The sequence below is a fragment of the Arthrobacter sp. ov118 genome, from assembly GCF_900116495.1.
Taxonomy (GTDB): domain Bacteria; phylum Actinomycetota; class Actinomycetes; order Actinomycetales; family Micrococcaceae; genus Arthrobacter.
The window spans coordinates 182,830-207,234 of the sequence record NZ_FPAY01000010.1; the positions used below are offsets into that span (position 1 = coordinate 182,830).

Sequence of the window (24,405 nt, forward strand, 5' to 3'; positions counted from 1 at the left end):
CCGGTGTGATATCCATCATTAGCGATCGAGTGACTTAGCTCACCGTTGCGTTCATATTGGTCGTAGGAGGGGTTGATGATCCACCGCTGGAGCATTGCCCGCAGGCTGTTTGTGGCACATCTGCTGTTCATGCTGGCCCTGACCGCCATCGTGGGCACGGCCGCCTTCGTCGACGCGCGCGACCAGGCCTATGCAGAGGCAGGCCGGCGCATGGCCGGCGTCGCCACCGCCGTCGCCGACAACCCGCTCGTGCTGCGGGCGGCCGACTCCCCTGATCCGACTGCGCTGCTGCAGCCCTACGCACTGAAGGTTACGGCCGACGCCGGCGCCGACTTCATCACCATCATGGCCCCGGACCGGATCCGGTGGACGCACCCGAATAAAGAGGAGATCGGAAAGCCGTACATCGGCTCCATCGACGCCGCCCTCAAGGGCCGGGCTTTCACCGAAACCACCGGCGGCACCCTCGGCCCGTCGGTCCGCACGATCGTCCCCGTCAAGGACGCGGACGGAAAAGTGCGCGCCCTTGTGGCGGCTGGCGTGACGGTCGGAACGGTGGACGTGGCCGTCTCCGGCAGGCTGCCGGCCCTGCTCGTGATCGGAATTGCCCTGCTCCTCGGCGGTGCCGCAGCGTCCTGGCTGCTTGGCCGGTACTTGCGCCGGGTGACCCGGGGCTGGGGGCCTGAACAGCTTGCCCAGCTCTTCGCCTACTACGAATCGGTGCTGCATTCGGTACGGGAGGGACTGATCCTGGTGGACACCCGGGGCAGGGTGGTCATGTACAACGACCAGGCGGCGGCCCTGCTCGGGCTCAACCCGCAACCTGCCGACGACGGCCACCCGGGCGGTGGCGTTCCCGGCGGCAGGGGCGCCCCGGCGCCATTGTTGTCGGAGCTGCCCTTAGCAGTGAGCCTCAAGGACCTGTTCGAGTCGGGGCGGACAGCCCACGACGAAATCCACTTGACGGGCTCGCGCGTCCTGGTGGTGAACCAGGAGCCGGCTGTGGGGCCGGGCTCCGCGTCGGGCCGCCAGCGCGGCGCCGTATTCGGCACGGTGGCCACAATTCGGGACCGCACCGAACTCGAGTCGATGGGCAGCGAGCTGGAAACGATGCGCACGCTCTCCGATGCACTGCGTGCCCAGACCCACGAGCACGCAAACCGGCTCCACACGATCGTTTCGCTGCTGGAGCTCGGCCGCGGCGCCGAGGCCCTGGACTTTGCCACGAACGACCTCGAGCTCAGCCAGCGGCTGACGGACGATCTGGTGAGCTCCATCGAAGAGCCCGTCCTGGGCGCGCTGATCATGGGCAAAGTCGCCGAGGCCCACGAACGCGGGGTGGAGCTCACACTTAACAGCGGCGGTTCCACGCCGTTCACGGGTCTTGCCGTCCAGGACCTGGTCACGATTCTCGGCAACCTGCTGGACAACGCCATTGACGCCGCGGCCGAGGCGCCGGCCCCGAAGCTCGTGGAACTGAGCGTCGCGACGGCGAACGGCGCGCTGGAAATCACGGTGGAGGATAGTGGTCCCGGCATCGATCCGGACGTGGTGGACGATGTCTTCCGGCATGGCTTCAGCACGAAAGCACCGGGCCCGTTCGGACGCGGGCTGGGACTGGCTTTGGTCCGCCAGGCCGTACAGCGCCTGGGCGGTACCATGAAAATCACCAGTCCCGCGGGGGCACTGTTCCGCGTCACGCTGCCGACGGCACCGGCCGAGCCTGAACCGGTTGAGCCTGCAGCGGCCGAGCCTGCGCCCCTGACAGAGAGACATCCATGAGCGACATCCGCGTCCTTGTCGTCGAAGACGAGCCCATTGCCGCGGCAGCGCACGCCGCCTACATCGGCAGGCTCGAAGGTTTCACTCTGGCCGGGTCCGCCCCTGACGGTCAGTCCGCGCTCCGGCTGATGGCGGAGTTCGCGGCGGCCGGCACGCCGGTGGAGCTGGTGTTGCTGGACATGAACCTTCCGGACCTGCACGGTCTGGATATCGCCCGGCGGATGCGGGCAGCCGGATTCTTCGCCGACATCATCGCCATCACGGCCGTGCGCGAACTGAACATCGTCCGCAGCGCCGTGGCCACCGGCGTCGTGCAGTACCTGATCAAGCCGTTCACGTATGCGGCCTTCGCTGACAAGCTGGCCAGTTACCGTCAGTTCCGGGATCAGCTGGCCGGCCCCGGCGCCGCCGGGCCAGGGGCATCCCAAAGCGACGTGGACCAGGCCTTCGCCAGCCTGCGGGCGCCCTCCCAACTGCCGCTGCCCAAGGGACTGTCAGTGTCCACCCTGGAATCCGTGCAGGACTTCATTAAGGCGCAGCCCGGGGCGGTGTCGGCCAGCGAGGCCATGGAGGCGCTGGGCATGTCCCGCGTCACGGCGCGGCGCTACCTCGAGTACCTCGCCGACGCCGGTACAGTCTCCCGCGCCGCGCGCTACGGCGCCCCGGGCCGGCCGGAGAACGAATACCGCTGGAACCGGCCGCCGTCGTAAGCAACTGGCTGAATGCCGCCGCTGATCCCACGACCCTCAGCCCTGTCAGTCGCCACCTTCGGCGGGGCGCAGGGTTTCGAGCAGCCGGTCAATCACGCCAGCGTCTTCGACCGTGGACGGCACCACGTAGTCGTCGCCGTCGGCGATCTGGCGCATGGTCTTGCGCAGGATCTTCCCTGACCGTGTCTTGGGCAGGGCGTCCACCACCGTGACGTGCTTGAAGTCCGCCACGGCTCCGATGTCGCGCCGGACCAGGGCGACCAGGTCCTTGGCCAGAACCTCGGCGGGGACGTCCACCCCGGACTTGAGGACTACATAGCCGCTGGGCCGCTGGCCCTTGAGCGGGTCGGCAAGGCCGATGACGGCGCATTCGGCGACGGCAGGGTGCTGGCCGATCACCTGTTCCATTGCGCCGGTGGAGAGCCGGTGTCCGGCGACGTTGATGATGTCGTCGGTACGGCCCATGACATAGACGTACCCGTCCTCATCGCGGTAGCCGGAGTCGCCCGTGGCGTAGTAGCCGTCAAACGCCTGGAGGTAGGAGGAAACATAGCGTTCGTCGTTGCGCCAGAGCGTGGTCAGAGTACCTGGCGGCAGTGGTAGTTCCAGGACAATGTTGCCTTCCGTGCCGGCCTCGACGTCCCCGCCGGCGCCGTCGACGATGTTCAGGCGGAATCCCGGCATCGGGACGCTGGGTGAGCCTGCCTTAATGGGGAGTTCATCAAGGCCCCGGGGGTTGGCGCAGATGGCCCAGCCGGTCTCGGTCTGCCACCAGTGGTCAACCACAGGAACGCCCAGGACGCGGGAGGCCCAGTGAAAGGTGTCGGTATCCAGGCGCTCGCCCGCCGCGAACAAGGTGCGCAGGCTGGAAATGTCGTAATCTTCCAGGAGTTTCGCCTCGGGGTCGGCCTTGCGGATGGCACGCAGGGCGGTGGGCGCTGTGAAGAGCACGTTGACCTTGTGGTCCTGGACCACCCGCCAGAACGCGCCGGCGTCGGGGGTCCCCACCGGCTTTCCCTCGTACAGCACGGTGGTGGCGCCGGCCAGCAGCGGCCCGTAGACGATGTAGGAGTGGCCCACCACCCAGCCGACGTCCGATGCCGTCCACATGACGTCCCCCGGGCCGACATCGTAAACGTTCTCCATCGTCCATTGCAGGGCAACGGCATGGCCGCCGTTGTCCCGCACCACACCCTTCGGCGTGCCGGTGGTGCCCGAGGTGTAGAGGATGTAAAGAGGATCAGAGGCCTTGACATCGACAGGCGCGGCGGGCGCGGCGGAGGCCATTTCCGTGTCCCAGTCGAGCCACCCCGGGTGTTGGGCCACGGACCCGGCGAAGCCTTCCCTGGCCTTGACCAACACCGGGATGTCCGCAGCATCGGCGATGCCGAGGGCCTCGGCGACGGCAGGCAGGTATTCAATCCGGCGCGCTGGCTCGATGCCGCCGGAGGCCGTCACTACCGCGGCGGGGGCCGCGTCCCGGATGCGGGCGGCAAGTTCCTTGGGGGCAAAGCCGCCGAAGACAACGGAGTGCACTGCGCCGAGTCGCGCGGTGGCCAGCATCGCTATGGCGGCCTCGGGGATCATCGGCATGTAGATCACCACACGGTCCCCTTTGCCGACGCCACTGCGGCGCAGGACACCGGCAAACCGGGCCACGAGCTCCGTGAGTTCGGCATAGCTGTAGCTTTTTTGCTCGCCGAGCATGGCGGAGTCGTATATCAACGCGTCCTGTGCACCCCTGCCCTGTGCCACGTGCCGGTCCAGCGCGTTGTAGGAGGTATTCAGGGCCCCGTCCGGAAACCAGTCATAGAGCGGAGCCCGGCTGGAGTCGAGGGCCAGCCCGGGCGGGGTGGACCAGGACACCCTTTGCGCGGCCTCCAGCCAGAACTCCGCGGGCTGCTCGAGGCTCCGACGGTAAGCGTCCGGGTAGCTCTTGGTGACCATGGGATCAATCCTGTCCACGACATTGTGATGCAGACCATGCTAGACCGGGACCAGCGGGCGGCACAAGGGGTTTTGTATACACAAGGACGCGGCATCTGCATATTCTCCGGCGAATACTAGGCAGGGGCCGCAACTCTGTATACACTGATTATGCTCAGCTCAGACAGAAACCGCCGAAGGAGGCAGGATGCGCGCCAGCGACAAGGCCTATGCGGCGCTGCGCGACGACATCATCGAATGGCGGCTCCTGCCCGGAACGGTGCTCGCGGAGGTGGAACAGTCGGAGCGTCTTGGCATCTCGCGCACCCCGCTGCGGGAGGCCCTGAGCCGGCTCACGGCCGAAGGGCTGACGACGGCGGCCGGCGGGCGCGGCGTCGTCGTGACCGACATTTCCCTGGAGGACATCGACGAATTGTTCGAACTGCGCGAGACCCTCGAAGGGAGGGCCGCCGCCCTGGCCGCGGAGCGCGGCGACCCGGCGACCTTCGATGCGTTGCGGCGCGAGCTGCTCGAGGCCCCGGAACTGATCGGCGGCCAGGATCCGGCCCTGCACGACTACTACTGCCTGGTGGGCCGGCTGGACGCGGCCATCGACGCCGCCATCTCCAACGCGTACCTCGTCCAGGCCATGCGCAGCCTCCGCGTCCATCTGGTGCGCGTCCGGCGCTTGGCCGCCGACGACGCCGCCCGGCTCACCGCCGCCGCCGCCGAGCACGCCGCCATTGCCGAGGCGATCGCCGCCGGCAACCCGCGGCTGGCTGAGGCCGCCACCACCCTGCACCTGCACCGCAGCCTTTCCCACGTCAAAGCCACGCACATACCTCACTAGAAGGAGCACCATGGTCAAGGAACACCACGTCCGCGTTTACAAGAGCGAGGAAAACCTGCCCCGCGAGGACCAGCTTGCGTACAAGATCGCCAGGGTCGCCGCGGATCCTGTGGCGGTCACCGACGAGGTCACCGACATGGTGATTAACCGGATCATCGACAACGCGTCGGTGGCGGTCGCCTCGCTGAACCGCGCCCCGATCGTCGCGGCCCGGGCCCAGGCCCTCACCCACGGCCCCACCACCGGCGGCAAGGGCTCCAAGGTCTTCGGCATCGAGGAACGCGTGGCTCCTGAGTGGGCCGCCTGGGCCAACGGCGTCGCAGTCCGCGAGCTCGACTATCACGACACCTTCCTGGCCGCTGATTATTCCCACCCGGGCGACAACATCCCGCCGATCCTGGCCGTGGCCCAGCACGTCGGTTCCAGCGGACAGGACCTGATCCGCGGGATCGCCACCGGCTACGAGATCCAGGTCAACCTGGTCAAGGCCATCTGCCTCCATGAGCACAAGATCGACCACGTGGCGCACCTCGGCCCCTCCGCGGCGGCCGGCATCGGCACCCTCCTGGGCCTTGACGTCGAGACGATCTTCCAGTCCGTCGGCCAGGCGCTGCACACCACCACCGCCACCCGGCAGTCCCGCAAGGGAGAAATCTCCACCTGGAAGGCGCACGCCCCGGCGTTCGCGGGCAAGATGGCGATCGAATCCGCAGACCGTGCCATGCGCGGGCAGACCTCCCCCGTGCCAATCTACGAGGGCGAAGACGGCGTGATCGCCTGGATGCTCGACGGTCCGGACGCCTCCTACGAGGTTCCGCTGCCCGAGGCGGGCGAGGCCAAGCGCGCCATCCTGGACACGTACACCAAGGAGCACTCGGCCGAGTACCAGGCGCAGGCGTGGATCGACCTCGCCCGCAAGCTGCACAGCGAACACCCCGAGGTCAAGGACCCGGCCCTCGTGGACTCCGTGCTGATCAAGACGAGCCACCACACCCACTACGTGATCGGCTCCGGCGCCAACGACCCGCAGAAGTACAGCCCCACGGCAAGCCGCGAAACACTGGACCACTCCATCCCGTACATCTTCACCGTGGCACTGCAGGACGGCGCCTGGCACCACGTCGACTCCTACGCCCCGGAACGCGCAGCCCGCCCGGACACCGTGGAACTGTGGCACAAGGTCACCACGGTGGAGGATCCGGAGTGGACCCGGCGCTACCACTCCCTGGACATCGCCGAGAAGGCCTTCGGCGGTTCCGTGGTCATCACACTGGCGGACGGCACCGTCATCACCGATGAAATCGCGGTCGCTGACGCCCACCCGCTGGGGGCCCGGCCGTTCGCACGGGAGCAGTACGTCAATAAGTTCCGCACCCTCGCCGCGGGCCTCGTTGCCGACGAGGAGATCGAACGTTTCCTCGCGGCGGCTGCGCGGCTTCCCGAACTCGCCGCGGGCGAGCTTGACCAGCTGAACATCCAGGCGGCCGACGGCGTGATCGACCCCGCCGCCGCGCCGAAGGGACTCTTCTAATGCTGTACTCGAAAGTCACCCCGGAGCAGAAGCGGATCCGGTTCCGCGAACTCCTGGCCTCCGGCACCATCGCGCAGTTCCCGGGAGCGTTCAACCCGCTCTCGGCCCGGCTGATCGAGGAAAAGGGGTTCGCGGGCGTCTACATTTCCGGCGCCGTCCTGGCCAATGACCTCGGCCTGCCGGACATCGGGCTGACCACCCTCACCGAGGTGGCCACCCGGGCTGGGCAGATCGCCCGGATGACCGACCTGCCGGCGATCGTCGACGCCGACACCGGGTTCGGCGAGCCGATGAACGTGGCCCGCAGTGTGCAGGAACTCGAGAACGCCGGCCTGGCCGGCTGCCATATCGAGGACCAGTTCAACCCGAAACGCTGCGGGCACCTCGACGGCAAGAACGTGGTGGACCTGGAGACCGCCACCAAACGCATCCGCGCAGCGGCCGACGCCCGGCGTGACCCGAACTTCCTGATCATGGCCCGGACCGACATCCGCGCCACCGACGGGCTTCAGGCCGCCCAGGACCGCGCCCGCGCGCTCGTGGAGGCCGGGGCGGACGCGATCTTCCCCGAGGCGATGAAGGACCTGGGCGAGTTCCAGGCCATCCGCGACGCCGTCGACGTCCCGATCCTGGCCAACATGACCGAATTCGGCCAGAGCGCACTGTTCACCGTGGATGAGCTGGCCGGCGTCGGCGTGAACATGGTCATTTATCCGGTGACGCTGCTCCGTAGTGCCATGGGCGCTGCGGAGCGTACTCTGGAATCGATTAAGGCCGACGGAACCCAAGAGGCACAGGTTGGAAGCATGCTGACCCGTGCGCGTTTGTATGACCTCGTGGATTATGAGGCTTACAACCGTTTTGACACCGGGGTCTTTAATTTCCAGATTCCCGGACAGTAAGCCCAGCACGGAACCTCCGGCTCGTGCCGGTATCCAGGCATTTAGGAACGAAGGAGTTTCAGCATGGCTGAACAGGACATCAAAAAGGGCCTCGCCGGCGTCGTGGTGGACTACACCGCGGTCTCGAAGGTCAACCCGGACACCAACTCCCTGCTGTACCGCGGCTACCCCGTCCAGGAGCTGGCCGCCCGATGCAGCTTTGAGGAAGTCGCCTACCTGTTGTGGAACGGCGAACTGCCCACCGCGGAGCAACTGGCCGAGTTCACCGCGAGGGAACGTGCCGGCCGAGCCTTGGACCCGGTGGTCAAACAGGTGATCGACGCGCTGCCCACCACCTCCCACCCCATGGACGTCTGCCGGACGGCGACCTCCGTCATGGGCGCACGGCACCCGCTCGCGGAGGATTCCTCGCGTGAAGCCAACCTCGCCAAGGCCATCGATCTGTTCGCCGCGATGCCGGCCGTCGTGGCCTACGACCAGCGGCGCCGCCACGGCAAGGACCTCGTGGAGCCGCGCGAGGACCTGGGCTACGACGCCAACTTCCTCTGGATGACGTTCGGCGAGGAGGCCGTCCCCGAGGTGGTCGACGCGTTCAACGTCTCCATGATTCTGTACGCCGAGCACTCCTTCAACGCCTCCACATTCACGGCCAGGGTGATCACCTCCACCCTCTCGGACCTGCACTCGGCCGTGACCGGTGCAATCGGCGCCCTGAAAGGGGCCCTGCACGGCGGTGCCAACGAGGCCGTCATGCACACGTTCGACGAGATCGGCATCCGGCCCGAGGAATCCCTGGAGGACGCGCACGCCCGGGCCAAGGAATGGATGGAAAACGCCCTGGCCCAGAAGAAGAAGGTCATGGGCTTCGGCCACCGGGTCTACAAGCACGGCGACTCCCGGGTGCCCACTATGAAGTCCGCCCTGGACAAGATGATCGCGCACTACGGCCGGCCCGAGTTGCTGGGCCTGTACAACGGCCTCGAAACGGCCATGGATGAGGCCAAGGGCATCAAGCCAAACCTCGATTATCCGACCGGCCCCACGTACCACCTCATGGGCTTCGACACCCAGACCTTCACTCCCCTGTTCGTTGCCAGCCGCATCACCGGCTGGACGGCGCACATCATGGAGCAGCTGGATGCGAACTCCCTGATCCGCCCGCTCAGCGAATACAACGGCGAAGAAGAACGGCACCTGCCGTAACGGTTTCTTCCGCGTTCTCCCGCACTCACGACGGCGGGCCGGTCACCTGGACAAGGTGGCCGGCCCGCCGTCGTTCTTCCTGAGCCGGTTCTGCCTGAGGTCGCGGGAGGGGGTTGCTGCTAGCTCTCGTGGATCTTCAGCGAGGTAATCATGCGCTTCGCGTTCAGGTAGTCCGGTGTCTTCATGTAGGCCCGGGCTGCGTCCAACGAGGGGAACGTCTTTGCCCCCTTGTGCATCGGATCGTCCTCCGAGCCCCCCGCCCGGACTTGGAAAGCGTCGGCGAAGGAGAACAGCGGCCACTCGGACGGGCCCGTGACTACGTTGTAGAACATGCAGGTGGTGCCGTTATGCCCGGCCGGAGTATCGGTCAGTCCGAAGGACGCCGTAACCCGGTTCGGTTCCTGCAGTGCCCGGAAGGCAAACCTCGGGGTGACAGTGCCCTTCGCGGGCTGGTGCGGCAGATCCACTTCGACCGAATCCAGCACCGTGTAGGGAACATCGCCCTGGCACGCGCCGCCGAGTCCACCGGACGGGCCGACGTGCAGGGACGCCACCACCACGTCGGCCTCGTTCGCAACGTCAACATCAATCCCACCGGAGCCGCCGGCGGCATCGGACACCCGCCAGGAGGCCGGGTAGTCGAAACTGACCTTCGAATCGGCGCTGGTGAAGGTGCGCCAGGCCCCGGCAGAAGGTGCCGGGGTGGCCGGAGCGGACGTTGCGGACGACGACGGCGACACGGAAGCCGACGTCGCAACGATCGGCGACGGCGTCACCGCTGACGAAGCGGACGTCGACGTCGGCGTCGGCGAGGAGGACCCCAAGGTGCCAGCGGAAGAACTTCCACCCGACGTGCCCGCTAGGGGCGCCGGCACCGCTGGCGCGCAGGCCGTGGTGGCGAGCAAAAGCGCCACCGCCACGGCCGCAAGGGCGGGGACTACTGGCCTGCCGGACAGGCCGCTGCTGGCCAGCGGACTCTCGTTGGCCGTGGCCGTGTTCGTACCTGAATTCATGCTGCACTCCATGCCTGTCCCCCTGTTTGTTGTTTTGTCCCGCCTCGCTGACTGCGGCTTGCCGCGGCCCTGGGCTATACGCCCCGCAAAGAATACTCCGCTGAGGCCACGGTCTCGTTATCCGCATTAAGGGTGATAACGGCCTCTACGGCGCCCTCCCCCAAAGCCAGCGGCAGCCAGTGTTCGGCATCCTGCCACATGCGCTCCAACGGCAGGCAAGTGACCTGGAACCATTCCGGAATGATCTCTTGGCTTTCGACCGGGTCGCCGGTCCAGTGCCGCGTGGTGAACAGTCGCGTTGACATATTCCATTCGGGCCGGGCGGGAAACACGAATTCGATCAGTCCGACGGCCCGGAGGTCTTCCTCCCGGACCACCACACCGGCTTCCTCGAAGACTTCCCGGCATGCCGCCTCGGCGTAGGTCTCTCCCGGTTCCACGTGGCCGCCGAGTCCAACGATTTTGCCGAGTCCGAGGCCCGTTTTCTTCATGCCCAGGAGGACCTGCTGTCCGGTGGCGTCGTCACGGAGCAGGAAGCAGAGAGTGACTGGCGTGGCCTTCATGTGCTCCACCCTATAGCTGCCGAAGAATCCCGACGTTATTCGGCGGGCGGACCATTGCCTACGGGCTTGGCGTCCTATGTTTGCAACGAATCTTTGCAACGGATCTTGCAACGGATTTGAGTGCGATAGTGCGGAGCAGACGGGTCCCCTGTTTTGAGGCGCGAACGCCGGCATCAAGAAGGGAAGCCTTGGTTACTCCGGCCTCCTCGTCCCTGAACTTTCGAGCCAGTCTGTGAAGTGGTACCAGTCGTGGAACGGGTCCGGTGGCAGTTCCGGGTCCGGACCGGGATCGTCGCCGGGATCATCGCCGGGATCCTGGCCGGGATCCGGGGCGCGCAGGGACTGGTGTGGCCAGTGGGGTGGTTCCCAGTCCTGGTGTTCACTGGGGTAATGCCGTCCCGACGGTGAGGTCCATCCGGGCGGGTGGTCCTTGCTGGCGCCGGTGGGTGTCCAGGCGGAGCGGTGTTTGAGGCGGTGGTGTTTCGGGCAGGGCTGGGCCAGGTTGGAGATGCCGGTGCTGCCGCCGTCGGCCCAGGCGAGCAGGTGGTCCGCTTCGTTGTCCAGGGAGTGGTTGCTGCAGCCGGGGAACGGGCACTTGCCGTCACGGAGCCGGAGCCACCGGCGCTGGGCTGTGGTGAGACGGTAGCTGGTCCGGCCGATCTCCAGCGGTGCGCCGTCGCGGGGGTCGGTCAGGACGCGATAGAAGGAGACGGCGCCGTCGCCGACCAGGCGGCGGGCCATCGACGGCGGGATCGGCCCGTACCCGTCCAGGACGGCGGGTTCGTCGGTGGCGCCCAGCAGGGACAGGACCGGGACGGTGACCAGGACCTGCGCCCGCGGGGACGGCACCTCCCCGGCCCAACCCGCACCCCCACCAGCTGTGCCGGTGCCGGGCGTGCGACCCTGGAGCCTTCCGGCGGCGGTGCCGGTGTTGTGGGTGCCGCTGGTCAGGAGCCAGGTGGCGGTGGTGTCGGCGCGGAGCTGGGCGAGGGTCCGGGCCTCGTCCGGGCCTTGGAGGGCGCGGGCCGCGGCGGTGCACCGGTCCCGGATCCCCGCGGCGGTCTCGGCGCTCAGGTATGCGGAGAGCCAGGCCATGCCGTCCCGGTCCGGGACGTACTCGACCCGCCGGTCCGCGGCGCTGGTGGCGTGGCGGGTTTCGATGCTGACCGGGTGGTGGCGTTCGCGCCACGCCCGGGCCTTGGCGCGGAACCGGGACGCCACGAGGTCCCCGGCCCGGCATCCGCGGGCCGGGTCCGGCGCGTCGGGGTCCAGGAAGTGGGCCTCCAGTCCGGCCGCTCCGGCCCGGTCCAGGCCGGTGGTTTCATCGACGATGATCCGGGCGTGCTGCCATGAGATCTCCCCGGCCTGCAGGGCCGGCAGGGTCAGCGGCAGCGCCGCCGTCAATGCCTGTCCGTCTGACAGGAGCGCCCCGGCGGTGCGTTCGCTCACGGTCAGGACACACGCGACCTCGGCGACCGCGGCCATCTGCTGCGCGGCGCGGTCCTGCGGGGACGCCGCGCAGGGCACCAGCGCCCCGGCCGCGTGCACGTAGTCGGTGGACAGTCTCACCTTCAACGCGGCCAGCCCGGACTCCAACCGCGCCAACTCGGCCAGGCCGTCCAGGCAAGCATCCGCCTTGGCCCGAAGTGGATCAGTTTCCCGCAACGGATCAGCATCCCGCAGCGAATCGGTGCCGGGCTGACCAGTTTCGAACGCATCGGTGCCGGGCTGACCAGCGCCGGGCTGACCTGCGCCGGGCGGATCAGAGCGGTCCACCCCCGCGCCGGCGAGGGCAGCCAGCGCCGCAGCCGACGCGAAGACTGCCTCCAAGGCCGCCCTGCTCTCGGCGCCCCAGGTTCCCCCGCTCCAGGTTCCCCCGGTCCGAGTTTCCCCGGACCCAGTTCCCCCGGTTAAAGCCGCTCTGCTTTCCATGCCCACAGCATCTCAGGAGGCACCGACACTTTTCGTCTTCTGAGTTGCGGCGGCGCTCAGACGGGACTAGACGCTCGGAGAACGCAAGGTCGAGAACCTATGGGCCGTGGGAACCGGCGGACTTTGTCTTAGCCCAGGGCGCGCGGGTGCGCGGCGGCGTAGATCTCCCGCAGCGTATCGGCAGTCACCTGGGTGTAGACCTGAGTGGTGGTCACGGAGGCGTGCCCCAGCAGTTCCTGGACTACCCGGACGTCGGCGCCGCCCTCCAGCAGGTGCGTGGCGAAGGAGTGGCGCAGGGTGTGCGGCGAAACGTCCTTGGTGATGTTGGCTTTCTCGGCCGCGGTCTTGAGGATGGTCCATGCGCTTTGCCGGCTGATCCTGCCGCCGCGGGCGTTCAGGAACAAGGCGGGGGTACCCTTGCCCTTGGCGGCCAGCAGGGGCCGGCCGCGGACGAGGTAGGCCTCAAGGGCGCGTGCCCCATAAGATCCGAGCGGGACGAGTCGTTCTTTGGAACCCTTGCCGAAGAGCCTGACGATCGCGGGGCCGTCACTAACTCCGGCCCCCGTATCCCCTTGGCCCGCGGCCTGCAGCGAGATGTCGTCCACGTCGAGGCCCACGGCCTCGCTGATGCGGGCGCCCGTGGAGTACAGGAACTCGAGCAGCGCCCGGTCGCGGAGGCCGGCCGCGGTGTCGGTGCCGGCCGCCTCAAGAATCCTCGTCACCTCATCGACACTGATGGCCTTCGGCAGGCGTTTACCGGGCATCGGCGGGTGGACGTCGCTGGCCGGATCGGTCGGGGTGACCCCTTCCAGCGCCCAGAATTTGTGGAGTCCGCGCACGGCCACCACCGTACGGGCCGCCGAGCGGATGCCCAGGGCGGAGCCGCCGTCGGACCCGTCGGAGAGCGCCTGGACGAAGCCGGTGACGTCGTGCCGGGTGATCTCCGCGGGGCGTTCCCGGCCTGTGTGCGCGAGGTGCCTGGCGTAGCGGGCCAGGTCCCGGCGGTAGGCGGAGAGAGTGTTGGCCGCGAGCCCCCGTTCCACACCCATGTGCTGCAAGTAGTCAGTTATTGCGCGGTCTATCGCTGTGAGCGGCCGGGTGGGCGGGCTGGCGGGAGCGGCTGCCTCCGCCGGCGCAGGGGCTGGAAGCTGCGCGGGGGCCGGAGGCTCGGCAATCAGCGCATCGGTCATCGGCGCTGGCTGGGATGTTCCGGCCACGGCGCACCGGCCGGGCGGAGGCCTTGGAAGTTGTCCGCCTGCGCGGCTGCGGCCGCAAGGATGGCGACGACGGCGGAGGGGTTGTGGAGGCGGCCCTCCAGCACTGCCCGCACGGCGGCATCGAGCGGGGTCCAGTGCAGCTCGATTTCGGACTCCTCGTCGGTGCGGACGTGCCGTTCGTGTCCAGGCACGTCGCTCAGGCCGCGGGCCAGATAGATGCGGATAGCTTCGCTGGAGGATCCCGGGGAATTGAAGAAGTCGACCAGCACGTTCCACCGGTCCGCCACGAGGTCTGCTTCCTCAGCCAACTCGCGCGCTGCGCCGACCACGAAATCTTCGCCTTCGACGTCGAGCAGCCCGGCGGGAATCTCCCAGAGATCCATGGCAACCGGGTGCCGGTACTGCTTAATCAGCAGCACCTCGCCGGCGTCGTTCATCGGCAGCACCGCGACGGCGCCGGGATGCTGAATGTAGTCCCGGACCAGGGCATCGCCGTCGTCATTGAGCTGGAAACTGTCACTGACCACATCCCAGATCCGGCCCTCGTACACCTTCCGGGACGACAAAAGACGGCGCGGACTCGGTTCATCCGAAACCTGCCGTGCAGCATTGTGGGTCTCAGACATACCGGGCATCGCGCCGTCCTTTGATTTAGTTGGAAATTACTTCGTCACTGCTGTCGGCGAAGGCTCTGCATCGGGGGCCGTGGCCTCCGCCTTGGCACGAGCAGCCGGTGCAGCGTCGGCGTCGCGCTGGTGCTGCAGGGCCGCCTTGACCAAGCCGGCGAACAGCGGGTGCGGGCGCGTGGGGCGCGAGCTGAGCTCGGGGTGCGCCTGCGTGGCGACGTAGTACGGGTGCACGTCGCGGGGAAGCTCGACGTACTCCACCAGCTTGCCGTCGGGCGACGTGCCGGAGAAGGACAGGCCCTTGGCGGCAATCTGCTCGCGGTACTTGTTGTTGACCTCGTAGCGGTGCCGGTGGCGTTCGCTGACCGTCGTAGTGCCGTAGGTTTCGGCGACGACGGAGCCTTCCTCCAGCTTGGCTTCGTAGAGGCCCAGGCGCATGGTGCCGCCGAGGTCGCCGCGGCCCTCAACGAATTCGAGCTGCTCTTCCATAGTGGCGATGACGGGGTACTTCGAGTCCGGCTCGAACTCAGAGGAGGATGCGCCTTCGAGGCCGACGACGTTGCGGGCGTACTCGATCACCATGCACTGCAGGCCCAGGCACAGGCCCAGGACCGGGAGTTTGATTTCGCGGGCGTACTTCAGCGCGCCGAGCTTGCCTTCAAGGCCGCGGATGCCGAAGCCGCCCGGGACGCAGATGGCGTCAACGCCGTCGAGCGACTGCACAGCGCCCTCGAGGGTTTCGCATTCGTCCGAGGGGACCCAGCGGATCTTGACCTTGGTGTCGTTGGCGAAGCCGCCGGCGCGCAGGGCCTCGGTGACCGAGAGGTAGGCGTCCGGGAGGTCGATGTACTTGCCCACCAGGGCGACCTCAACCTCGTGCTTGGGGTTGTGGACGGCCTCGAGGAGCTTGTCCCAGCTGGTCCAGTCAACGTCCTTGAACGGCAGGTCCAGGGCGCGGACGATGTACGAATCCAGGCCTTGGCTGTGCAGGGTCTTGGGGATGTCGTAGATGCTGGGAGCGTCAGCGGCGTTGACCACGGCGTCGATGTCGACATCGCACATGCGGCCGATCTTCTCGCGCATGGCGTCGGGCACTTCGCGGTCAGAGCGGATCACGATGGCTTCGGGCTGGATGCCGATCGAGCGCAGCGCAGCGACGGAGTGCTGCGTCGGCTTGGTCTTCAGCTCCTGCGACGGGCCGATGTAGGGCACCAGCGAGACGTGGAGGAAGAACACGTTGTTCCGGCCGACGTCCTGGCGGACCTGCCGAGCGGATTCGAGGAAGGGCTGGGACTCGATGTCGCCCACGGTTCCGCCGATTTCGGTGATGATGACGTCGGGGGCGTTCTTGCCCTCGGCGGGCAGCCGCATCCGCCGCTTGATCTCGTCGGTGATGTGCGGGATGACCTGGACGGTGTCGCCCAAGTATTCGCCCCGGCGTTCCTTGGCGATGACGGTCGAGTAGACCTGGCCGGTTGTGACGTTGGCCGAGCCCTCAAGGTTTTCATCGAGGAAGCGCTCGTAGTGGCCGATGTCCAGGTCCGTTTCGGCGCCGTCGTCCGTGACGAAGACTTCACCGTGCTGGAAGGGGTTCATCGTGCCCGGATCCACGTTCAGATACGGATCGAGCTTTTGCATTGTTACAGACAGACCGCGGGCCCGCAGGAGGTGGCCGAGGCTCGAAGCCGTCAGTCCCTTACCGAGCGAGGACGCTACACCACCGGTGACGAAGATGTGTTTGGTCGTCTTGGACGAGCCCGGAAACCGGGAATTTACACGAGAGTTTGATCGCTGCACCACGGGGTTTGAGCTTATCACCAATTCCGCCTCCCAAGCGTTCTTTGCCGGAATACCGTTGAGATTGTTGTCCTCAGGACTGCGGCAGGAGCTTGGCGTCGTCCAGCAGCTCCTGGGCGTGGGCCCGGGCGGAATCCGAGTCTTCCTGGCCCGCCAGCATGCGGGCCAGCTCGCGGACGCGCTCGGCCTCGTCCAGCAGCTGCACGTCGCTGGAAGTGAAGCCGGTGGCGGTGCCGCCGTCGGCGCCCCGGACGGACGTCTTGGTGACCCGAATGTGCTGGTTCGCGAAGGCTGCCACCTGCGGCAGGTGGGTGACCACGAGAACCTGGACGTGCCGGGCCAGCATCGCCAGCCGGCGGCCGATTTCGACGGCGGCGCGACCGCCGACACCGGCGTCGACCTCGTCGAAGACGAAGGTCGGGACGGGGTCGACGGCGGCCAACACCACCTCGATGGCCAGCATGACGCGGGAGAGTTCACCGCCCGAGGCGCCCTTGCCCAGCGGCCGGGCCGGGGCACCGGAGTGCGGCTGGAGCAGGAACGAGATCTCATCGGCCCCGAACGGTCCCAGCTGCCCCGAGGGCTCGACGTTGATGACCAGGGTGGCGTCCGCCATGGCCAGGGCCGTCAGCTCGGCGCTGACCCGGGCGGAGAGGTCCTTCGCAGCCTTCGTGCGCGCCTTGCTGATGGCGGCGGCCTGCTTCCGGAGCCCGGCTTCGGCGCGGGCCACCTCGGCGTCCAGGGATTCGATCCGGGTGGAGTCGTCCTGCAGCTCATCGTGCCGGGCCCGGGCTTCCTCGGCCCAGACCAGCACCTCATCGATGCTCGGCGCGTACTTGCGGACCAGTTTGGCCAGCACGGCGCGGCGCTCTTCGATCTCAGCGAGCCGTTCCGGGCCCTCGGTGTCAAGGGCGGCCTGGTAGCTGGCGAGCTCTGTGGCGATGTCGTTGAGCAGGAATCCGACCTCGGCCAGGCGGGCCGCGGCCGAGCCCAGCTCCTCGTCGTGTTCGGCAACGTGCTCCAGCGTGCGCTTGGCGGCGTCCACCAGTGTGGTGGCGTCCGCTTCTTCGCCAAAGTCCTCGGCGATGAGCGCTTGGTGCGCGGTGCTGGCCGCGATCCGCAGTTCCTCCACGTTGGCCAGCTTCACGGCCTCGGCCTTGAGGGCCTCGTCCTCCCCCGGCTGCGGGTCGACGGCGTCGATCTCGGCCAGTGCGGCCTGCAGCGATTCAGCCTCGCGGAGGCGTTCGCGGGCGGCGCTGCGCAGTCCGTCGAGTTCGGCCTGGCTGGCGTTCCAGTGGGCGTACAACTCCTTGTAGGAGGCCAGCGTTCCCGCCAAGGCCTCCCCCGCGAACTTGTCCAGGGCGCCGCGCTGCGCCACCGGGCTCTTGAGCCGGATCTGGTCCGATTGGCCGTGCACCACCACCAGGGTTTCGCCGATTTCGGCGAGCACCCCGACCGGCGCGGCCCGTCCACCCACGTAGGCGCGGCTGCGGCCGTCAGCGCCGACGCTGCGGGCCAGCAGCAGTTCAGCGCCGCCGTCGAACTCCTCAACCTCGGCGCCGGCCTCACGGGACCGCGCGACGGCGGCGTGCCCGGCGTCGAGCTTCACCACAGCCTCCGCCGAGGCGCTCTTCGCGCCGCTGCGCACGGCGCCGGCGTCGGACCTGGCACCGAGGAGCAGGCCGACGGCGGTGACCACCATGGTCTTGCCGGCGCCGGTTTCACCGGTCACCACGCTGAGGCCCGGGCCCAGCGGCAGGGTGGCGTCGGTGATGACGCCGAGGTCGCGGATTCTCAGTTCTTCAAGCATGCTTCATTTCTCGGTTGAGGGATCTGGCGAGGGATCGGGTGTTTCACCGGGTTCCGAGTCGCGCGGTGAGGGCAGCGGCGGCATGGGCCGGGGCGTGCGGATAATCGGGATGGGTCCGGTGTGGACGGTCTCGGCCTGCGGCATGGGGCCGCGCCAGCCTTGGATCGGGAGCTGGAACTTTCGCACCAGCCTGCCGGAGAACGGTGTCTGGTGCGTCCTGGCCAGCCGCACGGGCGTGGCGGAGCGGGTCACTTCGATGCGTGCACCGGGCGGCAGGTCCACGGAGCGGCGGCCGTCGCACCACAGGACGCCTTGGGCGTCGGTCCGGTTCAGGATTTCGACAGCGAGCCTGGATCGGGGCGAGACGACCAGCGGCTTCGCGAAGAGGGCGTGAGCGCTGATCGGCACGATCACTAGGGCCTCGACTTCGGGCCAAACTACGGGGCCGCCGGCCGAAAAGGCGTAAGCGGTGGAGCCCGTGGGGGTGGCAAGGACCACGCCGTCGCAGCCGAAGGAGGTCAGCGGGCGTTCGTCGACTTCGGTGACCACCTCGAGCATCCGTTCCCGATTGGCCTTTTCGATCGCGGCCTCGTTGAGGGCCCAGGTATGCCAGATTTTCTGGCCGCGGACCCAGACCTGCACGTCGATCGTCATCCGCTCCTCCACCGTGTATTCACGGCTGGCGACCCACTCGACGGTCTGGGCGAGGTCTGCACGCTCGCTCTCGGCCAGGAATCCGACGTGGCCGAGATTGACGCCGAGCATCGGCACGTCGACTTCGCGGACGAGCTCGGCGGCCCGGAGGATGGTGCCGTCGCCGCCCAGCACCATGACGAGTTCGACGTCGGGCAGCTGGACGTGGTCGTGCAGGACCTCGACGGGGTGGTCGAGCTGGCCGAAGAAACGGACCATGTCCCCGAGCTCGGTCTCCTGCATGACGGGGATCAGTCCGGATCCGTACAGGAGGGCGCAGGCTTCCCAGGCAGCTTTGAGGGACTCCTCGCGCCCGGTGTGGGCAAGGATGAGGACACGCCTGCTCATCAGGTTCCGCCTTCTGGTGGTACTAGTGGTTCGGCCAGATTGTTCCGAGCAACGCAGCAACCGCTGCGTCCCGCTCCTCGATCTTAGGCGGGACTTCCGACATCGGGCGTTTTATCCACAGGAAGTACTCGACATTGCCGTCCTGGCCGGGCAACGGGCTTTGGGCGAGGCCCTTCAGTTCAAGCCCCGAGTCCACGGCGGCGGCTGCCACCTTGCCGACGGCGAGCCGGCGTTCCCGCTCCGAGGTGACCACGCCGGTCCGGCCCAGCCGATCCTTGCCGATCTCGAATTGCGGCTTGACCATGAGGACCAGGTCGCCGCCGGGCCCGGTGCAGGCGGCGAGGGGCGCCACCACAAGGGTCAGCGAGATGAAGGACAGGTCCGCCACGGTCAGTGCGGCCGGTCCGCCGATCTCCGCCGGCGTCATGTACCGCACGTTGAGGCCTTCATGGACGGAGACCCTGGGGTCGTGCCGGATCTCCGGTACGAGTTGACCGTGCCCGACGTCGACGGCGACCACGTGTGCGGCTCCGCGGCGGAGCAGCACGTCGGTGAACCCGCCAGTTGAAGCCCCGGCGTCGAGGCACCGCTTGCCGGCGACGTCGACGGCGGGAAAGGCATCCAGCGCGCCGGCCAGCTTGTGTCCCGCGCGGCTGACGTAGCCGTCCTCGGCCGAGGCCGCCACGTCCAGCGCGGCGCCCTCCGGAATCTGCAGGGAGGCCTTGGCGAGGACCTCGCCGCCGGAGCTCACCTTGCCCTCGGAAATGAGGCGGGCGGCGTGGGTGCGGGACCTGGCCAGCCCGCGGCTGACGAGCGCCTGGTCAAGCCGGCTCACGCTCCCCCGTCCCCCGCAGCATGGATACGCCGCGCCAGACCGGCATGGGAGGCCACGTCTTCATTCAGTGCCTCCAGCAGCGCATCATGCATGCCCGCATAGACCCCGCCGTGACCGGACACCGGCGTGAGCCGCACGGCCGCGAGGCGCTCCAGCACGGCGCTGACGGCCGGGTCCTGGAGCTCCGCCTGAACCTGGGCCTGCAGTGCGGGCCAGTCGACGGCGGCCGCCGGCGGCGGCGCTTCTTCAGCGGCCTCCGGTGGCGCTTCGGGTCCGGACGCGTGATCCAGTGCCTCGTGCGGCAACGGCTCAGGCCCTCCGCTGGGCTCCGTGTGGGGCTCCTGGTTTAGCTCGGTCATGAGTCCAGTCTAGTGATCGAGCCACTCGAGGTCCGGAGCCAGCGCGGTGGCCGTCTCGGGGTTGGCGGCCCACCAGGCCGAACAGGCGGCACGCCACGAATCGAGATCGGCGGGGTCGCCGCTGATATGCACGGACTGTCCGCGGACGATCGCCGAGGCTGTACCGCTGCGGAACCGCCCGTCGTCGTGCTCCACTGCCGGGTACGGTGCGTACAGGGCCGTCAGGTCGTGGATGAGGAAATCGGGGCGCTCCACCGTCCGGGCGGCGAGGATCGTTTCCCTCGTGTCCACTCCGGTGAGCACGGCCACTGTGGCGAAGCCGGCGTTGTTGCCGCCCAAGATGTCGGTGTCCAGGCGGTCGCCGACGACGAGCGGCCGGTCGGCAGCCAGCCGCTTGGCCGCGGTGTGGAACAGCGGCGCCTCCGGCTTGCCGGCCACGATCGGGGTCTTGCCGGTTGCGGCCGCCACGGCTGCTACCAGCGTCCCGTTGCCCGGCGCGATTCCGCGTGCCTGGGGAATGGACATGTCCGTATTCGTCGCCACCCACAGCGCACCGCCGGCGACGACGTACGACGCCTCTGCCAGGTCTTTCCAGCCGATATCCGGGCTGAAGCCCTGCACGACCGCTACGGGGTTATCCGCTGCGCTGTGGACGGGGACCAGGCCGACCAGCTCAATTTCCTGGGCCAGAGCCGCACTGCCGGTGATGAGCACGTGAGCTCCGGCCGGCAGCATCGAGGCCAGCAGCGCTGCTGCAGCCTGTGAGGAACTCACCACCTGGTCGTCTTCGGCGGGGGCGCCGAGTTCACGCAGGTGCTGCGCTACCTGTGCCGGTGAGCGGGAGGCGTTGTTGGTGACGTAACCCAGCCCGACGCCGACACCGGCGAGCCGGCGCAACGACTCCACGGCGCCGGGGATGGCGTGGGCACCGGCGTAGACGACGCCGTCCAGATCGGATAGCAGGGCATCATAGGTTGAGATCAGTGCGGCTCCGGTCACGCGACTAGTCCTCGACCCGGTCACGCCCGGCGGGCTCTGAGTCGTCGACAGGTTCGTGATCCGCTTCCGAGGCCGATTCGCCGTCGGCTTCTCCGGCTTCCTCGTGGGTCTCGTCGTCAACCTCATCGTCCGCTTTGTCGAGGACGTCGGCTTCCAGGGAATCCTGGTCTGACTCGGCGTCGTCCGACTCGAAGTGGTCCGCATCTGCGTCATCGGAACCTTCGTCGAACGGGTTCAGGCCGTTCGGCGCTCCGGTAGAACCGGAGATTTCCGCGGCGGCCGCTGCGTCCGCGGCACGCGGTGCGCGCTCGTCCTCCCCGGCCTGCGTGTCGGCGGCCTGCTGGGCGCGGAGTCGGCGCTGCCGCTCTTCCTCGCGGGCTTCTTCTTCCTCGTCCCAGCCGAGGTCGATGATGTCTGGTTCCTCTTCTTCCCCGAGGCCCAGTGCGTTTTCCGCGACGCCGGCCTGCCGCTGCCATTTGGCGGCTTCGGCGCCACGGCCGGCGGCCGTCAGGGCATCAGCGTAAGCACGGAACAATCGAGGGCTGTAGGAAAAGGCGCGGTTGATGTCCAGCTGCGGGATCTCCAACTCGGAGACCGCGGCATCCAGCTGACCGAGGTCGGTTCGCGCTCCGGCGGCAACGATGGCCAGTTCCACCTTGCCCGGGGCGTCGAGATCCTTGGCTTCTTCCGAGCGGGCCATGTCCAGGGCGCGGTCCGGGCGGCCGAGGCCCCGCTCGCAGTCAGCCATGACGGGCAGGTGCATGTTGGAGCCGCTGATTCGGCGGTAGGTACGGAACTCCCGGAGGGCTTCGCCGAAGTGACCGGCCGCATACGCGGTCAGGCCGACAGCTTCGCGGACGGCCGCGAGGCGTCCGCCACGGCGGCTGGCTGCCAGGGCGTGCTGGAACGCCAACTCGGGCTCCTCGTCCAGAAGCCGTCCCGCCATGACCAGGTGGCGTGCAACCCATTCGGCGCTGGTACCTTCGAGCGTCTTGATCTGGTGCTGCGTGGCGCGGTCAAGTTCCTTGCCGGTGACGTCCTCGTCGATTTGTGGCGAACGCTCGCGGTCGGGACGGTTGGCGCTGCGAAGATCGCGGGCGTTGGGCACACGCACGGGCCGGTCCTCGGGACGGTCGCGTCCGAACTGGCGCGGGCCTGCTTCGCCGCGGTCAAAACTCCGGGCCGGACGGTCCTCGCGGTTGCCGAACGGCTTGCGGTTGTCACCGCCGCTGTACGGCTTGCGGTCACGGTCACCGCCGCCGTAGCTGCGCTGTCCCCCGCCTTCACGCGGAGCGCGGTCACCGTACGGCTTACGGTCACGATCGCCACCACCGGCATACGGCTTACGGTCGCTATAGGACGGGCGGCCATCGCCACCGCTGTGCGGCTTGCGGTCACGATCGCCACCGCCAAAGCTGCGCTGACCGCCACCTTCACGCGGGCCACGTTCACCATACGGCTTACGCTCACGATCGCCACCACCGGCATACGGCTTACGGTCCCCATGGGACGGACGGCTATCGCCGCCGAAGCTGCGCTGTCCCCCGCCTTCACGCGGAGCACGATCACCATACGGCTTGCGCTCACGATCGCCGCCGCCGGCATAGGGCTTACGGTCGCCATAGGACGGACGACTATCGCCGCCGAAGCTGCGCTGACCGCCACCTTCACGCGGAGCACGATCACCATACGGCTTACGCTCACTGCCACCACCGCTGTACGGCTTTCGCTCGCCGCCGCCGAAGCCGCGCTGCTCGCCACCCTCACGCGGAGCCCGGTCACCATACGGCTTACGATCACCATAGGGTTTACGGCTGTCGCCGCTGAAGCCGCGCTGCTCGCCACCCTCACGCGGAGCCCGGTCACCATACGGCTTACGGTCACCGCCGCCATATGGCTTACGATCACGATCATCCCTGGCGCGGAACCCGCGAGGATCGCCGCCCGAGTTGCTCGTGCCGCGGAAAGGAGCTCCGCCGTCGCGGGCTTTACCGCCGCGGTTGCCGTCGTTGTGCTCAGCCATGCTGAATCCTCCTGTTGCGAGCTGACCACTGGCGCAATCGCAGCCGCTCTGTTCCGTGTTTCGTTTCCTACGCAACCCGAAATCAAGCGCTTCGAAGTCCGTACATCTCCCCCAATTCTAGGCGAGCAACCCGCCACCGACTAACGGCAGCCCTTCAATAGGGCCCGGCGGTGGCAAGACTCACAACAGCCCTGACACAGGGGCGTGTGGGGCTGTTCAGGAAGCAGGCACCCACAACGACCGCACCGTCGACACGCCTTCCGGCTCTTGCAGAGTCGCGGCCCTAAATCGCTTGGAGAACGGCCGGGCACGCTCTGAACATGTCCAGCCGGCCCTATTTTGAGGTACTCCGGCCGCCTAACCCCCTCTCACACGCGACCACGCCCGCGCGTCCCCTCTGTGAGAACCCAGGAAGTCTCCGCGTCAGTCCCTAACAGGACCCACGCGGAGACTTCCCTCGTTTAAGGCAAGATTTACGGCGGTCCCGGCAGCTGCGCCAGCTTCCACCTTGTGTGCCGCACGACCTCTCCATCATCGGCATCGACGGCCACGAGCTCGGAGAGGTCTTCGGGCTGGCTATTGGCCCTGCGGCCGCGTTCCTGCCCAGTTCCTCGCTCCGTTGCTTGGCGCTCGGCATGGGAAGGCCCGGAAACACGGGGAAGCCGGCGGGGTGCCCCGAACCAGTCATCCAAGCAACCGGGAAGGAGCGCCACCCCGGTCCGTGCGGTATTTCCAAGACCCTGAATCCAGCTCGTGGATCCGGCGGGAACCAAGGCCGACCACCATCGTGGACCCGGACACCGGCCAGTCCCTGGCAATTACGGACGGCCGGGACCACAAGGGCGTCGGGGACTGGCTCGTCGTCCGCCCGCTCGCCTGGCGCCTGGGGGTCACCGTTGCCGGCGTCCCCCGATACCTGAGGGGTGCCTGGGTGGGCGCACTTGGGGGTTAAATGCGGGAGGACCCCAACCTGGTGGTTGGGGTCCTCGACCTGAATGGTGTTCCGGCGGTGACCTACTCTCCCACACCCTCCCGGGTGCAGTACCATCGGCGCTGCGGGTCTTAGCTTCCGGGTTCGGAATGGGACCGGGCGTTTCCCCCGCGCTATGACCGCCGTAACCCTTGCTCCGCCGCCGGCACCCTGGGGTGTGGCGGGGAAATCTGTGGTGTTACAACACGTTATTCGGTTGTGGTTTGGTTCCTGTGCAACAGTGCCCTTGTGGGGGGTTTGTTGTTTGGGAACCACATAGTGGACGCAAGCAGTCTTGTTTCTTTGTACCCGCCCC

21 protein-coding genes and 1 rRNA gene are annotated in these 24,405 nt (G+C 67.9%); 8 read left to right on the forward strand and 14 right to left on the reverse strand.

The window, feature by feature from the left end; all coding sequences use genetic code 11:
• The first annotated feature begins 75 nt into the window (after positions 1 to 75).
• Positions 76 to 1,782 (forward strand): sensor histidine kinase, encoded by a 1,707-nt coding sequence (locus BM372_RS17170; RefSeq protein WP_090956661.1) that lies wholly within the window; start codon positions 76 to 78, stop codon positions 1,780 to 1,782.
• Positions 1,779 to 2,492 carry a response regulator gene (locus BM372_RS17175; RefSeq protein ID WP_090956662.1) on the forward strand — a complete coding sequence of 238 codons (714 nt, stop codon included), beginning with the start codon at positions 1,779 to 1,781 and terminating at the stop codon, positions 2,490 to 2,492. Before BM372_RS17170 ends, BM372_RS17175 begins: the two co-directional genes overlap by 4 nt.
• A 45-nt stretch (positions 2,493 to 2,537) precedes the next feature.
• Here the strand turns inward: BM372_RS17175 and BM372_RS17180 are convergent, their stop codons facing one another.
• Positions 2,538 to 4,439: an AMP-binding protein gene (locus BM372_RS17180; RefSeq protein WP_090956663.1), complete on the reverse strand. Its 1,902-nt coding sequence runs from the start codon at positions 4,437 to 4,439 to the stop codon at positions 2,538 to 2,540.
• Positions 4,440 to 4,626: 187 nt separating this feature from the next.
• Here BM372_RS17180 and BM372_RS17185 point away from each other — a divergent pair, with 187 nt between their 5' ends.
• From BM372_RS17185 to BM372_RS17200, 4 genes are all read left to right on the forward strand, one after another.
• Positions 4,627 to 5,268 (forward strand): GntR family transcriptional regulator, encoded by a 642-nt coding sequence (locus BM372_RS17185; RefSeq protein ID WP_090956664.1) that lies wholly within the window; start codon positions 4,627 to 4,629, stop codon positions 5,266 to 5,268.
• A 10-nt stretch (positions 5,269 to 5,278) separates the two neighbouring features.
• Positions 5,279 to 6,799 (forward strand): MmgE/PrpD family protein, encoded by a 1,521-nt coding sequence (locus BM372_RS17190; RefSeq protein ID WP_090956665.1) that lies wholly within the window; start codon positions 5,279 to 5,281, stop codon positions 6,797 to 6,799.
• The gene (gene prpB, locus BM372_RS17195) at positions 6,799 to 7,701 is read left to right on the forward strand and encodes a methylisocitrate lyase (protein WP_090956666.1); all 903 of its coding nucleotides are present in this window, start codon (positions 6,799 to 6,801) and stop codon (positions 7,699 to 7,701) included. The genes BM372_RS17190 and prpB overlap by 1 nt, the downstream gene beginning before the upstream one ends.
• A gap of 63 nt (positions 7,702 to 7,764) precedes the next feature.
• Positions 7,765 to 8,904, forward strand: coding sequence for a bifunctional 2-methylcitrate synthase/citrate synthase (locus tag BM372_RS17200; protein ID WP_090956667.1), 1,140 nt, complete (start codon positions 7,765 to 7,767; stop codon positions 8,902 to 8,904).
• A gap of 119 nt (positions 8,905 to 9,023) precedes the next feature.
• Here the strand turns inward: BM372_RS17200 and BM372_RS17205 are convergent, their stop codons facing one another.
• From BM372_RS17205 to BM372_RS20875, 12 genes are all read right to left on the reverse strand, one after another.
• The gene (locus BM372_RS17205) at positions 9,024 to 9,917 is read right to left on the reverse strand and encodes a hypothetical protein (protein WP_090956668.1); all 894 of its coding nucleotides are present in this window, start codon (positions 9,915 to 9,917) and stop codon (positions 9,024 to 9,026) included.
• Between the two features lie 74 nt (positions 9,918 to 9,991).
• Positions 9,992 to 10,480 (reverse strand): 8-oxo-dGTP diphosphatase, encoded by a 489-nt coding sequence (locus tag BM372_RS17210; protein ID WP_090956669.1) that lies wholly within the window; start codon positions 10,478 to 10,480, stop codon positions 9,992 to 9,994.
• Positions 10,481 to 10,672: 192 nt separating this feature from the next.
• Positions 10,673 to 12,310, reverse strand: coding sequence for an HNH endonuclease signature motif containing protein (locus BM372_RS17215; protein WP_371261760.1), 1,638 nt, complete (start codon positions 12,308 to 12,310; stop codon positions 10,673 to 10,675).
• Positions 12,311 to 12,540: 230 nt separating this feature from the next.
• Positions 12,541 to 13,602: a site-specific tyrosine recombinase XerD gene (gene xerD / locus BM372_RS17220; RefSeq protein ID WP_177236051.1), complete on the reverse strand. Its 1,062-nt coding sequence runs from the start codon at positions 13,600 to 13,602 to the stop codon at positions 12,541 to 12,543.
• A complete protein-coding gene (locus tag BM372_RS17225) occupies positions 13,599 to 14,264 on the reverse strand; it encodes an NUDIX domain-containing protein (RefSeq protein ID WP_090956670.1) in 666 nt (221 codons plus the stop codon). The genes xerD and BM372_RS17225 overlap by 4 nt, the downstream gene beginning before the upstream one ends.
• Positions 14,265 to 14,291: 27 nt before the next feature.
• Positions 14,292 to 16,073, reverse strand: a complete 1,782-nt coding sequence (locus BM372_RS17230) for a CTP synthase (protein WP_090956671.1) — start codon at positions 16,071 to 16,073, stop codon at positions 14,292 to 14,294.
• 52 nt (positions 16,074 to 16,125) lie between these two features.
• Entirely contained in the window at positions 16,126 to 17,862 is a 1,737-nt protein-coding gene (gene recN / locus BM372_RS17235) for a DNA repair protein RecN (protein WP_090956672.1), read from the reverse strand.
• Between the two features lie 3 nt (positions 17,863 to 17,865).
• Positions 17,866 to 18,903, reverse strand: a complete 1,038-nt coding sequence (locus BM372_RS17240; protein WP_090956673.1) for an NAD kinase — start codon at positions 18,901 to 18,903, stop codon at positions 17,866 to 17,868.
• Positions 18,904 to 18,925: 22 nt separating this feature from the next.
• Entirely contained in the window at positions 18,926 to 19,738 is an 813-nt protein-coding gene (locus tag BM372_RS17245; RefSeq protein ID WP_090956674.1) for a TlyA family RNA methyltransferase, read from the reverse strand.
• A complete protein-coding gene (locus tag BM372_RS17250; protein WP_143111496.1) occupies positions 19,735 to 20,097 on the reverse strand; it encodes a hypothetical protein in 363 nt (120 codons plus the stop codon). Before BM372_RS17250 ends, BM372_RS17245 begins: the two co-directional genes overlap by 4 nt.
• A 9-nt stretch (positions 20,098 to 20,106) precedes the next feature.
• Positions 20,107 to 21,096: an HAD-IIA family hydrolase gene (locus BM372_RS17255; RefSeq protein WP_090956676.1), complete on the reverse strand. Its 990-nt coding sequence runs from the start codon at positions 21,094 to 21,096 to the stop codon at positions 20,107 to 20,109.
• Positions 21,097 to 21,100: 4 nt separating this feature from the next.
• Positions 21,101 to 22,210 (reverse strand): MSCRAMM family adhesin SdrC, encoded by a 1,110-nt coding sequence (locus BM372_RS20875; RefSeq protein ID WP_256214365.1) that lies wholly within the window; start codon positions 22,208 to 22,210, stop codon positions 21,101 to 21,103.
• Between BM372_RS20875 and BM372_RS20880 the strand changes: the two genes are divergently transcribed.
• The gene (locus BM372_RS20880) at positions 22,145 to 23,263 is read left to right on the forward strand and encodes a hypothetical protein (protein ID WP_218160890.1); all 1,119 of its coding nucleotides are present in this window, start codon (positions 22,145 to 22,147) and stop codon (positions 23,261 to 23,263) included. The two genes, BM372_RS20875 and BM372_RS20880, sit on opposite strands and share 66 nt — an antisense overlap.
• A 577-nt stretch (positions 23,264 to 23,840) precedes the next feature.
• Positions 23,841 to 24,071 (forward strand): hypothetical protein, encoded by a 231-nt coding sequence (locus BM372_RS17265; RefSeq protein WP_090956678.1) that lies wholly within the window; start codon positions 23,841 to 23,843, stop codon positions 24,069 to 24,071.
• Positions 24,072 to 24,120: 49 nt separating this feature from the next.
• Here the strand turns inward: BM372_RS17265 and rrf are convergent.
• A 5S ribosomal RNA gene (rrf, locus tag BM372_RS17270) occupies positions 24,121 to 24,237 on the reverse strand.
• Positions 24,238 to 24,405: the final 168 nt, after the last annotated feature.

What these genes read in the sequence shown, in the direction of transcription:
- BM372_RS17170 (WP_090956661.1), top strand. Translation starts at nt 76, where the DNA reads ATGATCCACCGCTGGAGCATTGCCCGCAGGCTGTTTGTGGCACATCTG.
- BM372_RS17175 (WP_090956662.1), top strand. Translation starts at nt 1,779, where the DNA reads ATGAGCGACATCCGCGTCCTTGTCGTCGAAGACGAGCCCATTGCCGCG.
- BM372_RS17180 (WP_090956663.1), bottom strand. Translation starts at nt 4,439, where the DNA reads ATGGTCACCAAGAGCTACCCGGACGCTTACCGTCGGAGCCTCGAGCAG.
- BM372_RS17185 (WP_090956664.1), top strand. Translation starts at nt 4,627, where the DNA reads ATGCGCGCCAGCGACAAGGCCTATGCGGCGCTGCGCGACGACATCATC.
- BM372_RS17190 (WP_090956665.1), top strand. Translation starts at nt 5,279, where the DNA reads ATGGTCAAGGAACACCACGTCCGCGTTTACAAGAGCGAGGAAAACCTG.
- prpB (WP_090956666.1), top strand. Translation starts at nt 6,799, where the DNA reads ATGCTGTACTCGAAAGTCACCCCGGAGCAGAAGCGGATCCGGTTCCGC.
- BM372_RS17200 (WP_090956667.1), top strand. Translation starts at nt 7,765, where the DNA reads ATGGCTGAACAGGACATCAAAAAGGGCCTCGCCGGCGTCGTGGTGGAC.
- BM372_RS17205 (WP_090956668.1), bottom strand. Translation starts at nt 9,917, where the DNA reads ATGAATTCAGGTACGAACACGGCCACGGCCAACGAGAGTCCGCTGGCC.
- BM372_RS17210 (WP_090956669.1), bottom strand. Translation starts at nt 10,480, where the DNA reads ATGAAGGCCACGCCAGTCACTCTCTGCTTCCTGCTCCGTGACGACGCC.
- xerD (WP_177236051.1), bottom strand. Translation starts at nt 13,602, where the DNA reads ATGACCGATGCGCTGATTGCCGAGCCTCCGGCCCCCGCGCAGCTTCCA.
- BM372_RS17225 (WP_090956670.1), bottom strand. Translation starts at nt 14,264, where the DNA reads ATGCCCGGTATGTCTGAGACCCACAATGCTGCACGGCAGGTTTCGGAT.
- recN (WP_090956672.1), bottom strand. Translation starts at nt 17,862, where the DNA reads ATGCTTGAAGAACTGAGAATCCGCGACCTCGGCGTCATCACCGACGCC.
- BM372_RS17240 (WP_090956673.1), bottom strand. Translation starts at nt 18,903, where the DNA reads ATGAGCAGGCGTGTCCTCATCCTTGCCCACACCGGGCGCGAGGAGTCC.
- BM372_RS17250 (WP_143111496.1), bottom strand. Translation starts at nt 20,097, where the DNA reads ATGACCGAGCTAAACCAGGAGCCCCACACGGAGCCCAGCGGAGGGCCT.